Genomic DNA, 15046 nt, shown 5'->3' with positions numbered 1-15046 from the left:
AAGTTATGATATACAGCTTTAAAGGATATATACCCATAGTACACGAAAGTAGTTTTGTGCATCCGTTAGCAGCAGTAACCGGTAATGTTATTATTGGTAAAAACTGTTACATCGGACCAGGAGCCGCGATACGTGGAGATTGGGGAGAGATTATCCTTGAAGATGGAGTTAATGTCCAAGAAAATTGTACGGTACATATGTTTCCGGGTAAATCTATTGTGCTTAAAGAAAGTGCACATGTAGGACACGGAGCAGTGATTCATGGAGCAAATTTGGGACGTAACTGCCTAATTGGGATGAATACTGTGATTATGGATGATGCAGAAATTGGAGATGAATGTATAGTGGGGGCAATGTCTTTTGTGAAAGCAAATGCAGTTTTTCTAAAACGAAGTTTGATTGTTGGTAATCCAGCGAAGGTAATTAAAGAAGTGAGTGATGAAATGATAGCCTGGAAAACAAAAGGAACAAAGTTGTATCAACAATTACCAGCAGATTGTTATGAGTCACTTAAAGAAGTAGAACCTTTAAGAGAGGTTCCGAAAGATAGAACTAAACAAGAAGCATTTTATAAAACGCTGGAAGAGTTTAAGCAAAAATAGATAATTACGAATGTTACACCAAGCTTGTTGAAATATAATCAATGAAGGATATAAAAAAGTCTTCGACAAGTTAAATGTAGCATAAACGAATAAAATTAATATATTACAAATAATAAACTAACAAACATTAGTTAACCAAGATGTCGACAGTAGAATTAAAAATGCCCAAAATGGGTGAAAGTATATCAGAGGCTACCATTCTTAACTGGTTAAAGAATGTAGGTGATACGGTAGAAGAGGATGAGACGATTTTAGAAGTAGCTACAGATAAAGTAGATTCTGAGGTTCCTTCTCCTTGTAATGGAGTGATTACAGAAATACGTTACCAACCTAATGAAGTAGTAGAAATAGGACAGGTAATTGCCGTAATTGATGCAAATGCAAAATCTGTAACACTGAGCCAAAAATCTGAAAAGTCAAAAACGATTGGAAAATCACAAAAAAATCAGGAACCATTGGCTAATTCTGAATCAAGAAAAGCAAATAATTCTGAGTTCAAAACTTTAAACACAGGAGAAAATGATGGTTTCTTATCTCCTTTGATCATTAGTATTGCTCAAAAAGAAAATATAACCGTAGAAGAACTACAAAGTATTGCAGGTACAGGAGTAGATGGTCGTATACGTAAGAGTGATGTGATGCTTTATCTAAAAAATAGAAAATATCCTTTACCAAGCAGACCACAACCACAAGCACCAAAATCAACTTACAATGCACCTCCAATCTCTTTTGTAGAAGGAAAAGATCGTATTGTAGAAATGGATCGTATGCGAAAAATGATCGCAGATCATATGGTGTATTCTAAACATACCTCACCTCACGTAACCAGTTATATTGAAGTTGATGTAACTAATATTGTGAATTGGAGAAATGAAGTAAAGGTAAAGTTTAAGGAAAAACATGGGGAGAAATTAACATTCACTCCAATTTTTGTAGAAGCCGTTGCTAAGGCAATTCAGGAATACCCGATGATTAATGTTTCTGTAGATGACAAGAAGATTGTGGTACATAACGATATTAATGTTGGTATGGCAACTGCACTGCCTAATGGTAACTTGATCGTTCCGGTAGTTAAAAATGCTGATGAGAAAAACTTACTTGGATTAGCTAAACGTGTAAACCACCTGGCTAATAGTGCAAGAAATAATGCCTTAAAACCAGACGAAATACAGGGAAGTACTTTTACTATTTCTAATGTAGGAACCTTTGGAAGTTTGATGGGAACACCAATTATTAATCAACCCGAAGTTGCTATTCTTGCTTTAGGGATTATTAAGAAAAGACCCGAAGTAATTACTACAGAAAAAGGAGACGAAATTGCAATTAGAAGTATGATGTATTTATCCTTGTCTTTTGATCATAGAGTAGTAGATGGGTTTTTAGGAGGATCATTTTTACGTAAAGTAGGTGATGAATTGGAAGCTTTTGATATAAATAGAGAAATATAATAATAAATGCACAAGGGATAGAAGCTGGCTACCATGTAGCGCGAATAGCCCGACCCACTGGGATGTGCCCAAAACAATAATAATGGAGCAAAAAATCAAAATTACAACAACCTCAGATTCAAAATTAAAGGATATTGATTTTGATAATATTCCTTTGGGAAAAGCCTTTACCGATCATATGTTTATCTGTGATTATGAAGATGGAGCTTGGCAAAACCCACGAATCGAACCGTTAGCATTAATTCCTACGCATCCTGCAGCAATGGCTTTGCATTATGGGCAAGCAATTTTTGAAGGAATGAAAGCAACAGTAGGTAATGATAATACTCCGTTGTTATTTAGACCAGAAGAAAATGCAAAACGATTTAATCATAGTGCGGCCAGAATGGGAATGCCTTCTGTACCCGAAGAACTTTTTGTAGAGGCAGTAAAACAAATTGTAGGAATAGAGCATGGATGGATACCACCACAAGAAGGAAGTGCATTGTATTTACGCCCATTTATGTATGCAGATGAACCTTTTATCGGGATGCGAGCAGCATCAAGTTATAAGTTTATTGTAATCTGTTCTCCTGCAGGTCCATTCTTTACTAAAAAAATCAGATTATATGCTGAAACCGAATATATAAGAGCAGCAGATGGAGGAACAGGGGAAGCAAAAGCAGCAGGAAATTATGCAGCGGCAATTCTACCTACCGAAAAAGCCAAAGCCAAAGGATATGACCAAGTATTGTGGCTGGATGCCAATGAACATAAATATATCCAGGAAGTAGGAACGATGAATATCTTTTTTAAAGTAGGTGGCAAGTTTATTACTCCAAGAACCAATGGATCTATTTTAAAAGGAATTACACGGGATAGTGTGATCACTTTACTAAAAGATAAAGGTTTTGAAGTAGAAGAACGCCCGATTACGATCGATGAGGTTATTGCGTATTCGAAAGAAGGAAAACTAGAAGAGGCTTTTGGGACAGGTACAGCAGTTGCTATTGCTATGGTAGAAGCTATTGGATATAATGAAGAATTGATCACATTACCCGATACAAACCCTGTAAGCCAGGATATGAAGGATACTTTGGATGAGATTAAAATTCAGAAAAGAGAAGATAAACATGGTTGGATTATACCCGTACCTGTTAGAGAGAAAGTAAGATAAAAGTTTTGTCATATTGAGCCCTTAAATAAATCTGGAACAGTGCCTTTAAAAATGGCTTTACTCATGAGGTTTAGAAAAGATTTCGACCGGCTCAACCTGACCTGAGATTGATAAATGAAGAATTCGGAATTACAATTATTAGTAATTCAAAAATCAAAAAAAATGTTAGCAGAAAAGACCATAGCAAAAGAAGCATTACAAAAAGCGTTCATGACACTTTGTAAGGCTAAGTCGATGACCGAGTTGTATGAAGAGAATTTCAAAACTGTTTCTAAATATGTACATGCAACCTCAAGAGGGCATGAAGCAATCCAAATAGCTACGGCAATGCAATTATTGCCTCAGGATTATGCGTTTCCGTATTATCGTGATGATGCCATGTTATTAGGAATCGGAATGCGACCTTATGATTTGATGTTGCAATTGTTGGCTAAAAAAGATGATCCATTTTCTGGAGGTAGAACATATTATTCACATCCTAGTTTACGTGATGAGGATAAACCAAAAATCCCACACCAATCATCAGCAACAGGAATGCAAGCAATACCTGCAACGGGAGTAGCATTAGGGATGCAATACAAAGAATTAGTAGGGATAGATCATGTTTCTGGAAACGATTCTGGCAAGAGTGAGGTAACAAAGCTACCTCTGGTAGTTTGCTCTTTAGGGGATGCTTCGGTAACCGAAGGGGAGATTGCAGAAGCTTTTCAGATGGCTGCTTTAAAGCAATTACCCATTTTGTATTTGGTACAGGATAACGGATGGGATATTTCGGCTAATGCAGAAGAAACACGTGCGCAAAGTGCTTTTGAATATGCAGCAGGATTTAATGGATTAGAAGCTATTTCTATCGATGGGGCTAATTTTACCGAAAGTTACCTGGCGATACAAGAAGTAATCAAGACGATTAGAGAAGAAAGAAGACCGATTCTGGTACATGCTAGGGTACCGTTATTAAATCATCATACTTCGGGAGTACGAATGGAATGGTATCGTGATGATCTAGAAGAGGCTCGCTCTCGTGATCCATATCCGGTATTAAGAAACCAATTACTTTCATCTGGTTTTACAGAAGATGAAGTGTTGACTATCGAAGCAGAAGCAAAAGCAGTAGTAGCCAAAGATTTGAAAGAAGCAATGAAGGCTGAAGATCCAAAACCAGAAGATCTGTTTACTCATGATTTTGCACCAACACCAATTACAGAAGAGAAAGGAGAACGATCTCCTGCAGATAAAGAAGAAGTAGTGATGGTAGATTGCGCTCTGTTTGCTGTAGAAGAATTAATGAGAGAGCATAAAGAGTGTTTACTATATGGTCAGGATGTAGGAGGAAGATTAGGAGGTGTATTTAGAGAAGCGGCTACGCTGGCACAAAAATTTGGAGATGAGCGTGTGTTTAATACTCCTATCCAGGAAGCCTTTATTGTAGGCTCTACCGTGGGAATGTCTGCAGTTGGATTAAAACCTATTGTAGAAGTACAGTTTGCCGATTATATCTGGCCTGGATTAAACCAATTATTTACAGAGGTGAGTAGATCATGTTATTTGTCTAATGGGAAATGGCCGGTATCGATGATTCTTCGGGTTCCGATTGGAGCATATGGTAGTGGAGGACCTTATCATTCTTCTTCTGTTGAATCTGTAGTAACCAATATTCGAGGTATTAAGATAGCATATCCAAGTAATGGAGCAGATCTTAAAGGATTGATGAAAGCTGCATATCACGACCCAAACCCTGTAGTTATTTTAGAACACAAAGGATTGTATTGGTCAAAGGTAAAAGGAACTGATGCCGCCAGAACTATAGAACCATCAGAAGATTATATTTTACCTTTTGGAAAAGCTAATGCTGTACAACGTATATGGCAACAGGAAGAAAAAGAGACTATGACTATCGTAACCTACGGAATGGGAGTACATTGGGCTCTTAATGCTACAAAGGATATGAAAGAAGTAGTTGAGGTTATTGATTTACGCACATTATATCCTCTTGATGAGGAAACTATCATGGAATCGGTAAAGAAAACAAAGAAATGCCTTGTTGTAACCGAAGAGCCAACCAATAATTCTTTTGCAAGAGCTTTATCGGGTAAAATCCAGGAAGAGTGCTTTAGATATTTGGATGCTCCTGTAATGACAATTGGGTCAGAAAATATGCCAGCTATTCCTTTAAACAGTACACTTGAGCAAACCATGATTCCTTCTACAGAAAAGGTAAAAGAGAAGATAGACGAATTATTAAATTATTAAGCAATTAATAGTAATAACCCTGGTGACTTTTATTTAAAGCAACCAGGGTATATTTTTTATCCCCACATACAGAATCTACCGTTGCATTCTCCAATGCCGCAAAAACCATTTCGACAACATAGGTCTCCCATTTGGTAACAATTAGGCCCGGATCCACTAATAGATTTTTGAAGCTCTTTACTTAATTTTTTTACCCCATTTACATTTAGAATACTTTTCATTTTTGAAGGTTTTAAGAGTTTATATTCAATAAATTAATGATGGTATAAGATATTAATAATAAGTGTTTTTTACTTGAAGAGATATGATAAGGTTGTGTAAAATTATTGCTGCATCGATATCACCTAAATCACTTTCGTGATGAGATGCATTATTTTTTTAACAATTTCCTGAACGCTTCAGCATTTCCATGAAACAGATCATAATCTACGTCACCTTTGATTCCTTTTAAATCTTTAAGATCTGTACGTTGCCAGATAATCCAGCCTTCATTTTTCCAGGTTTTAGGAACTTTTGGAGTTTTTTTGGTATACTCGGCAATCCATAATTTATATTTTGCAAAATCGGGATGGTCAAGATATTTAATTCCAAAATAAAGATTAGAATATATAATTGGGGCCACTCCCCATTCTTTTTCTACAATTTGTAACCAGAGTAAAGTGTTTTTTTGGTACTCTTTTTTGGTCACAGGGGCTTTAATCCCTAATTCTTCCAGATCTAAAACAGGAGGTAAATCTCCCGGTTCTAATTTACCAACTGCTGCTATAAAATTTTGAGCTTGCTTTGTAGGATCGTAGCCGGTTTCATAAAAATGATAAGCACCTCTGTAGATACATTTACTTTTTGCAGCTGCTCTGTTTGTTTTAAATTTTGGATCTTTAAAATCATCACCTTCAGAAGCTTTGATATAAACAAAATTAACACCGTCTTTCTTAATGTCATCCCATTTGATGTCACCTTGAAAATGAGAAACATCCATTCCTAAAATAGAAGGATCTGTTTCGAGTCTTTGATTTTCTGAATTGCACAAATTGCTTTTGTCTGTTGCACAAGAAAGTAGTATTAACGATAATATAAAAAGTTGAATAGTAATTTTTTTCATGAATTCTATTGGTTAAGTCTTAAGAGTATTTGATTGTATAAAGTTTTAGATTACTGTGAACTATTGGTAAAATCTTTGCCAAGTTTTTTTAAATTTTCCTCTTGGGTTTCTTTGATTTTACTTAATGCAGAAAAATGAAAGAACTTTTTAAGTAAGAAACTCATGAAATAAAAATATAATAGTGGCAAAATAAGAAAAAGAACAATGAGGTTACTAATCATATTTATAATAAGTTTCATCAATTCTTTTTTACCTTCTTTCAAAATTTCAAAAGCTTCAGAAAATCCTTCTCCTACATCCACACTAACATCTTCAACTTTATCAACAACTGCATCTTCAACTTTTTTAAAGAGACCTATTTTTTTATGACCTTTTTCTTTAGCTTTCTCTAATTGCCTTTCTTTTCGAGCTTCTTGTTTTGATTTAATGTGCTTTCTCTTTGCTTCATATTTATTTTTGATAGATGAAAGGTGCTCATGTAATGAAGAACCAAGATCTAGTTCCATAGTATCAGATACATAGTGTATTCCATTAACGTATAAAGAAAGTCCCGGATTGATGAGTAATGCTATAATAAGCAATTTCAAAGCTACTTTTTTATATTTTTCAAAAAATATACCTATAAGGAAAAACACAGGAAGTAATTTAAACAGTAATGATTTACCCATATTTACCAATATGGTTTGAACAGCAATTACAATGTTGGCAAAGGTTAAATAATTGATTGCCCGTGTAAAAATATCAGAAAGCTCTATTGCCAGTCCCCCCACTAAGAGGATACCCGAATGGTCAATACCTGTAGTAATACTTTTTAATTCCATGGCTACACCAAGGCCTAGCATCATATCCCCATTTACATCAGATAAAAAATCAATAGCTGGATCCACTAATAGGTTACTAAATCCCAAGATGATAATAACCAAAGAGATAATGATAACCCAGATTTTATCATTCTTAATAAGGTTGGATAGTGTTTGGTTGATATCCATAGTAATATTGAAGTTGGTTCGTTTTGTGTAGTTTAAAGGTAGAGAATTTTTGAAGTAAAAAGTATAGGTATTTATACGTAATTATTATGAATGTATTGGTATTACAAGGATTGTTATTTATCGGGGCTTCTTATAAAAGTTTCTATGCTTAAAACCATTCAGTAAAGCCCTGTTACCTTCCAATTCGTAACAGGGCACTATTATCACTTATAAAAAATTCTATGTCTGTCGTTTTTACTTTGTATTCCTTCTGAGCCAGGAGGATATAAAGCTTTACTCATGGCCGTGATGTAATTAGATAACCATTTTGTTACTAGTGTATTGATTTTTCTTTTTATATTTTTTTCTTTAGTATTGGTAAGTTGTGTTTTCATAATATTACTTTTTTTGAATTGTTATTTATGTGCCTCGTGATGATTCATATCCGCGTGAGTCAATTTTTTGAAAAGAATTTGCATAATTTTCTGTTCGTTTCTTTGTTGTAGAGTTCACAATGAACTTTCCTGTTTCTTTGGTTTTATGTAAAAACCATTGTGATACATTATTTCTCATGATTGTTGTTTAAAAGGTTAATAGAACCGATAAGGTTATCTTATCAGTTTTTTAGGTATATGTTAATTGTGCATTGTATTAGATGATCTGTAAATTGGTGGCAATTAGATGCTTGAGGAATACCGTATTCCTCATGATGTTTTACCAGAATATCCTTCGAAAATTTCTATATTGCTTATTCAATTAGAACTATAAAACATGGATAGTATATCAACAATTATTTTAGCTTTATCTCTTATTATTATAATGCTTGGAATGGGATTGTCTTTGGTTGTTGATGATTTTAAAAGAATATTTATATATCCTAAAGCAATACTGTTAGGGTTGACTAATCAAATACTAATTTTACCAGTGTTGGGATTTGCATTGGCATCCTTATTCCCGATACAGCCCGAAATTGCAATTGGAATTATGATCTTAACTGCATGCCCTGGAGGACCTACTTCTAATTTAATATCTCATTTGGCAAAAGGAGATATAGCATTATCTGTTACTCTTACTGCATTAAGTAGTTTGATTACTATTTTAACTATACCTTTTATTATAAATTTTGCACTTCTTCACTTTTTGGAAGAAGGACAAATGATTAGATTGAATGTGATGACTACCATTATTCAGATATTGGTAATTACCATTATTCCTGTAGGTATTGGTATGTTGATTAGAAAATATAATGAACGATTTGCTTTAAAAATGGCTAAACCTGTTCGACGAGCTTCTGGGATTGTACTCATACTTGTAATTGTGGGTATCACAATTAAGGAAAAAGATAATATTGTGTCTTATTTTCAACAAGCAGGAGTAGTAGCTTTATGTTTAAATGCTATTACAATGATTGTGGGATATTATTCTTCTAGATTATTTAGAATTAAAGATAAAAGAGCCATTTCAATTGCAATTGAGTCGGGGATTCAAAATGGGACTTTAGCAATAACTATTGCTGTTGTTTTATTAAAAAACACTTCGTTTGCAGTTGCTCCGGCGGTATATAGCTTATTAATGTTTTTTACAGGGGGTGTTGCTGTCTATTTGGGTATTAAGAAAAGTAATACCCAGAAAAATTAGTAGTACTGATCCCGCAGGACGGGATGTACACCCAAGAGACAGTCGGATGCACTAGCAATTGTGCTACAGTACATACTATACTATAGAGGTTCTGGTATTAGAACCTAATACATTTAGTTTTCTTCAATATGTCAATGAACTATATCAATAAAAAAAGACGCCTTATTAGGGCGTCTTTTTTATATCTCGATTTGTTTATAAGTTATATTCTTATAATTATCTTTTCTATATAATAGACACCTTTTATGTTCACTCCAGAACAATACCTCCATTGTTTATTAAAAAGTCGGGTTAACATATGTTGTGAATTACTAGGTGTCATTTTTATTTCTTTAAGTTAAATACGTACTATTGATATTAATCTAAGTTCGTAATTGTTTCGATGCAAAGATCAAAACAATTTTTTAAAAAGTAAATATTTTTTCAAGTTATTTTATTGATAATCAGTTAGTTGTAGTCATTTTGAAACATAGGAATTCCTGTCCGTCTTTCAACAGATTTTGGATAGTTGCAGTAATTGTCTGTCTCCCTGTTGCTTACTTTCCAAATGGTATTTTTTATGTGCTAATTAATTTCTATTCATATGTTTAATTTTTTTGCTGAGTTTTTTCAGATTACTTAATTTATTAGATTAAAATGTATTGTTACTTTATAATATTCTACACTTTAGGGGGATTATTTCGACTAGATTTTCTGTATTCGCTTCATTTTACATCAAAAAGATTCAACAAAAAAAGCGTCCAATTTCTTGGACGCTTGAGTTATATTTAGTCTTTGTTTTAAATCACTTCAAAAAAAATCAAAAATAACTACATAGCATCCTATTATGTTGGGATAATATAATTACCCAACGATATTTACATTGTTTATACAATGTTTTAGGATTAATATGTAGTCTGTTGTTTCTCATTTTGTTATGCAAATATTACTAGTTTCTCTGTTGTTTTCCAAATATTTATTGAAATTAACTCTATTTTCACATACCTACTTCTTAATTCCGGGCAATCCATTAGGCTTTTTGGTTTGCCAATGAAAAATTTCTGCTTTTTGTTTTTTTGGCCACTCTTCATCCAATGTATTGGCATTATACACCCTTCCGTTTTTGATTACATGAGTTAGTGTATTTGTGTTTCTGATATTTTCTAATGGGTTTTTTGATAAAATTAAAATATCTGCCAATTTTCCGATTTCAATACTTCCCAAATCAGTATCTAATCCTAATGCTTCTGCACCGAGTGTGGTGGCAACCCTAAGGGCATCATGATTTTTCATTCCACCACTACCCACAGACCACAATTCCCAATGAAACCCGAGTCCCTGTAATTGTCCATGACTTCCTATTCCGGCCAAGCCTCCTGCTTCTATCAGGTCTTTCATAAATACGGCATGTTTTTTAAACACATGTTCTTCTTCCATAAACCAACCTGGTCTTCTTCTGGATTTTTGTGCTAATTCTTTATATGGTGTGAAATATTGTATTTTTTGATCACCCCAAACATTCTCACGGGAGTAATAATAATTTTCTGCCCAAGGCCCACCATAGGATACTAATAGAGTAGGTGTTACTGCCATTTTTGAATCAGCTATGGTTTTTACGACATCTTTATAGATAGGGTAAATAGGTAAGGAATGTTCATGGCCTGGATAGCCATCTAAGAGTTGAGTCATATTTAATTTAAAATCCAACCCTCCTTCGGTAGTAGGCATTAGTTTTAGTTCTTTTGCAGCCATCATAATCCACTGTCGGTGTTTACGATTACCTACCAAATACATTTTGATACTCTTAGTATTATAATACTCACTATACTGTTTTAATACATCTTTTGCATGATCCAGACTTTCGATTTGATATTTCCAAAACCCAACTCCAGGACCTGTGCTATATACACGTGGGCCATGAATCATACCAGACTCTACCATATCGGCATAGGTAAGAACATCGGTTGTACCGGTTTGCGGATCTCTGGTAGTGGTAACGCCATAGGCCAGATTGGCAGAATACATCCATACCTGGTTTTTATGTACACCCCAACTGGGCCACATGTGAGCATGAGTATCAACAAATCCGGGAACTAATGTTTTTCCAGAAACATCAATGGTATGGGTATCTTCAGGAATTGTTAAGCTCCCCGAAATACCAATAGCTTTAATTCTATTATTTTCTATAAGAATATCTCCTTTTTTAATAACATTGTACCCTTTCATGGTAACAATACGCCCTCCTTGCAATAATAAAGTTCCTTTGGGTATATCCTTTTTATAGTTTACATTGATTTTGAATTCTTCAGCTTCAAATTTTGGATCTTTCTTTTTTTCTTTATCTTCTTTTTTGTCTGTTTTTGTAGTATCTGATTTTTTCTCTGTTTCTTTAAGTTCTTCTTCTTTTTTCTTGGCAGCAGCTATGCTATCATTAAACTTTTTCCCTGCTTCTAAATCATATCTAAAATGACTTGCCCCCAGAGACCAATGTACTTTTTTACTATTCGAGGACCAGGTAGGAAACTCTCCACCTATAACTGTTAATTTCATAGCCGGAAATGCAGCTCCACTAACTTTGGCTACAGAAACTGATGGTGTTTTACCATATCGAGGAATAAGCACAGTATAGATATCATTATTGATTAATGCAAGTGCTGTTTTTCCATCTGGCGAAATTTGTATTTCTGATGGTTTAGAAGCTTTACTTTTATCTCGCCATCCTTCTTCTGATGATGGTAAGGCATTTGATATATAATTGCTAAGATTACCTTCATGATGATCTTTACCAAAGATATCCTGAGAACCATGAGTAGTGATTCCGGTTAATTTTAGATGCTGCTTTTCATCAGATCCATCCCAACGAATAGAAACCAATCCTTTTTCATTATTACTTAGGTAAATACGATTATCTATTTTGGTAAAATGAGGGTTTTGTCTTCCTTTTGTTTTATCTATCAAATTGATAGCACCTCCATTGGCCTGTATCCATACCAAATCTTCCTGGGTTCTATTCGAAAATGGGTCAATGGCATCATCATATGTTTGAGCAACTCCTCGATGAAATGCAATTCTATTTGAAGAATAAGACCATGAGGGTTTTGTGTAAATACCTGGTTGTTTGGTTAATTGTACAGGTGCAGAACGACCATCGAGATTTACTTTAAATAAATGACCTCCTCCTTGTTTCCAGGTAGTGAATACAATATATTTTCCATCGGGAGACCAGGTGGGTTGTGCTTCTGTATACTTATTTGTGGTTAAACGTTTGGGAGTACCATTGGGTAAACTCATTACATATAATCGATTCAGTGCAGTAAACGCCAGTTTAGAGCCATCTGGAGAGGGCTTGGCATCACGAATCTGGGTTACCAGCACATTTTCAGTATCTTTTATTGGGTATTTAAAAGCTAATTTTGGACCTAAATCAAGATTTATATCTGCCTGAAAAGGGATTTCTTTGGCAGTATTATTTTCTACAGAAACGGCATATATTTTTCCGCCATAAGAAACAATTAGGCTCTTATTGTCTGGAGTGAATGACATTGCTGGTAACACTCCCAAAGGAGCAATCGATTCTTGTTCATCACGTTGAACCGGGTATGCCAACCATCGTTCTTTTCCAGTTTTTAAGTTTCGTAATACAAGACCAGTTTCTTCTTCAAAACGAGTTCCGTACACTAACCAGTTACCGTCATTGGATAAAGTAGGAGTAAAAGCAGAACCATATCTAGAGGTTACTACTGCCATATCGCCATCTTCCATATCATAAGTCCCTATTTGATATTGTGGTAATTGTGCATTGTAATCCCAGGAACCTTTACGTTGTGAGAAATACAATAATTTACCATCTGCACTAAAAGCAGGATCAATAGCTTTGATGTTTTTGGGTTTTTCAAACAATTGACTTCCAGAGCCACCTTCTTTATGATAAATATGTAGTTTAATATTTCTACGTCCTTTGCCACCTACAATATATTCTCCATCAGTTGTCCATTCTGCAGAAAAGAAATTATGCTTTTCTTCTTTAGTAATTTGTTTATCTTCTTGAGTAGCAAGATCCAGAGTCCAGATATTATCAGAACCACTTTTATCCGAGATAAAAACCAAAAACTTACCGTCGGGACTATATCTGGGATGTACATCATATGCCATACCACTGGTGATTTGCGTTGCTTTACCACCATTAATAGGAATAGAATAAATATCACCCATAAGATCAAAAACAATAGTTTTTCCATCTGGACTTACATCTAGTGAAATCCAGGTTCCTTGATCAGTTGTAAATGATATTGTACGTTCGGGCTCTAAAGGAAGCTCCTTAGTTGCTTTTTTGATTGAATCTTTTTCCTTTTTAGCACTTTGAGAAAATGTAGTGAGAGTACATAAAAATAACAGTAGGGAAGTAACCCTTAGCGTGATGTGTGAGTTCATTGATTGTGAATGTTGAATTGTTTTTGAGAAGTAAATATAAACAATAAATTGATGGACTCTGTTATTAACCAAGGTGTTAAATACTTGATTTTTGTGAAATATAACATATGCTTTTAAAGATTGAAGAAGGTTTGTTAGACTCTCTGAGAGTAGTAAAAATACGAATTGTATTATTTATCCTTAATCATAGAAATTCTGATCTAAAAGGAATGATTATACCATGAAAACAGATCACTTTTGTCAAATAAATAACTGATAAGTATCATAATTAGAGTTGATGTATCTAAGCGTTTAAAATAGTATTAATAAATACTTTTGACTCATTAATAATACAAACTCAACATTATGAAAATAAACAAGTTAAAAACCCTATTAGTTTTGGCTATAGGAACAGTAATCATCTCTTGTGAGAATGAGCAAACAGAAAATCTGGATTTAAATCAAGATGTTAAAGATGAAATGATTATAGATTATCTAACCGGACGTAAAAGTTCGTCAGATTGTCATTTTGAATACGAAGGTGTAGAAGGACCCGAATTTTGGGATTCTCTTTGTAGTGGAGCCTGGACAGATTGTGGAGGCAATACACAATCACCAATCAATATTGAAGATAGTTCTGCTATCGAAAATCAAGGCCTGGGAGATATTGCCACTAGTTTTGGATCAAGTACAACCGAGATTGTTAACAATGGACATACTATTAAATTTATTTATAATAGTGGTAGTACATCTACTATTAACGGTATTACTTATACTTTGAAACAATTTCACTTGCATACAGGTAGTGAACATACCGTTGATGGAGTGCGATCTCCTATGGAAGCTCATCTTGTTCATCAGGATCCTATTACGGGAGATTTGGCAGTAATCGGAATATTCTTCGAAGAAGGAGCAGAAAATGAAATGCTTAGTAATTTTATGAATGATCTTCCTGTAAATGGAGGAGGTCATTATAACAGCAGTTTTACCTTTAATGTAGAGGATATACTTCCTGCCGATATGAATTATTATACATATAGCGGATCCTTAACCACACCTCCTTGTTCAGAGATTGTAACTTGGTATGTTTTGAAAAATTCTATAGAAGCTTCTCAGGAGCAATTACATTCGTTTGAAACTATCATGCATGAAAACTTCAGGCCAGTACAAGCATTAAACGGGAGGGTTGTTAGTACAAATAATAACTGAAATTGATTTTTTAAACATTTTGGAGTACCCTTTTTTCAATTGAGTTAATTTGAGAAAAACAAGAGTTGTCATTTGGCGGCTCTTGTTGTTTTTTGATAGTATTAAATAATAGAATCATAGTATTTTGATGTAATAGATTCTATTATAAAGTCCATAAATACAAATTTGTAAGTAAGCATTTGTCAAAAAAATAATTGATAAATATCAGGTTTTAGATTGATTAATTCTAGAATTTGAATGATGATAAGAAAGTATTTTTGAAGCATCATTAACCGCAAATCTAC

The 15046-nt window shown here is 34.2% G+C and carries 12 protein-coding genes; 6 read left to right on the top strand and 6 right to left on the bottom strand.

The genetic code is table 11. The features are described from left to right. The first annotated feature begins 5 nt into the window (after nucleotides 1-5). The 4 genes from AAFU52_RS03920 to AAFU52_RS03905 all read left to right on the top strand — a co-directional run bounded on the left by AAFU52_RS03920 (nucleotide 6) and on the right by AAFU52_RS03905 (nucleotide 5456). The gene (locus AAFU52_RS03920; protein ID WP_438425597.1) at nucleotides 6-602 is read left to right on the top strand and encodes a transferase hexapeptide repeat family protein; all 597 of its coding nucleotides are present in this window, start codon (nucleotides 6-8) and stop codon (nucleotides 600-602) included. Nucleotides 603-772: 170 nt separating this feature from the next. Further along, the gene (locus AAFU52_RS03915) at nucleotides 773-2050 is read left to right on the top strand and encodes a dihydrolipoamide acetyltransferase family protein (protein ID WP_438425595.1); all 1278 of its coding nucleotides are present in this window, start codon (nucleotides 773-775) and stop codon (nucleotides 2048-2050) included. An 82-nt stretch (nucleotides 2051-2132) separates the two neighbouring features. Beyond that, nucleotides 2133-3206, top strand: a complete 1074-nt coding sequence (locus tag AAFU52_RS03910) for a branched-chain amino acid aminotransferase (protein ID WP_438425593.1) — start codon at nucleotides 2133-2135, stop codon at nucleotides 3204-3206. Between the two features lie 162 nt (nucleotides 3207-3368). After that, nucleotides 3369-5456: an alpha-ketoacid dehydrogenase subunit alpha/beta gene (locus AAFU52_RS03905; RefSeq protein ID WP_438425590.1), complete on the top strand. Its 2088-nt coding sequence runs from the start codon at nucleotides 3369-3371 to the stop codon at nucleotides 5454-5456. A 56-nt stretch (nucleotides 5457-5512) separates the two neighbouring features. Here AAFU52_RS03905 and AAFU52_RS03900 read toward each other — a convergent pair whose 3' ends face one another. From AAFU52_RS03900 to AAFU52_RS03880, 5 genes are all read right to left on the bottom strand, one after another. Continuing rightward, nucleotides 5513-5677 carry a hypothetical protein gene (locus tag AAFU52_RS03900; RefSeq protein ID WP_159025524.1) on the bottom strand — a complete coding sequence of 55 codons (165 nt, stop codon included), beginning with the start codon at nucleotides 5675-5677 and terminating at the stop codon, nucleotides 5513-5515. Nucleotides 5678-5826: 149 nt separating this feature from the next. Continuing rightward, the gene (locus tag AAFU52_RS03895; RefSeq protein ID WP_438425588.1) at nucleotides 5827-6558 is read right to left on the bottom strand and encodes a glycoside hydrolase family 25 protein; all 732 of its coding nucleotides are present in this window, start codon (nucleotides 6556-6558) and stop codon (nucleotides 5827-5829) included. A gap of 50 nt (nucleotides 6559-6608) precedes the next feature. After that, nucleotides 6609-7547 (bottom strand): hypothetical protein, encoded by a 939-nt coding sequence (locus tag AAFU52_RS03890; RefSeq protein ID WP_024772696.1) that lies wholly within the window; start codon nucleotides 7545-7547, stop codon nucleotides 6609-6611. A 203-nt stretch (nucleotides 7548-7750) separates the two neighbouring features. Continuing rightward, the gene (locus AAFU52_RS03885) at nucleotides 7751-7921 is read right to left on the bottom strand and encodes a hypothetical protein (protein WP_161635337.1); all 171 of its coding nucleotides are present in this window, start codon (nucleotides 7919-7921) and stop codon (nucleotides 7751-7753) included. 25 nt (nucleotides 7922-7946) lie between these two features. Next, the gene (locus AAFU52_RS03880; protein WP_161635336.1) at nucleotides 7947-8099 is read right to left on the bottom strand and encodes a hypothetical protein; all 153 of its coding nucleotides are present in this window, start codon (nucleotides 8097-8099) and stop codon (nucleotides 7947-7949) included. A 198-nt stretch (nucleotides 8100-8297) separates the two neighbouring features. On the opposite strand from AAFU52_RS03880, the gene AAFU52_RS03875 reads away from it, so the two are divergent. After that, complete coding sequence (locus AAFU52_RS03875; protein WP_438425585.1) at nucleotides 8298-9164, top strand: bile acid:sodium symporter family protein; 867 nt, start codon at nucleotides 8298-8300, stop codon at nucleotides 9162-9164. Nucleotides 9165-10148: 984 nt separating this feature from the next. On the opposite strand, the gene AAFU52_RS03870 is transcribed toward AAFU52_RS03875, so the two are convergent. After that, nucleotides 10149-13574, bottom strand: a complete 3426-nt coding sequence (locus AAFU52_RS03870; protein ID WP_438425583.1) for an amidohydrolase family protein — start codon at nucleotides 13572-13574, stop codon at nucleotides 10149-10151. Nucleotides 13575-13919: 345 nt separating this feature from the next. On the opposite strand from AAFU52_RS03870, the gene AAFU52_RS03865 reads away from it, so the two are divergent. After that, the gene (locus AAFU52_RS03865) at nucleotides 13920-14762 is read left to right on the top strand and encodes a carbonic anhydrase (protein WP_438425581.1); all 843 of its coding nucleotides are present in this window, start codon (nucleotides 13920-13922) and stop codon (nucleotides 14760-14762) included. Nucleotides 14763-15046 lie beyond the last annotated feature (284 nt).

This window comes from Aquimarina macrocephali, from assembly GCF_051627225.1.
GTDB classification, from domain to species: Bacteria; Bacteroidota; Bacteroidia; order Flavobacteriales; family Flavobacteriaceae; genus Aquimarina; species Aquimarina macrocephali.
Note: the sequence above shows the minus strand (reverse complement) of the source record. Positions and strands in the feature narration are given on the sequence as shown.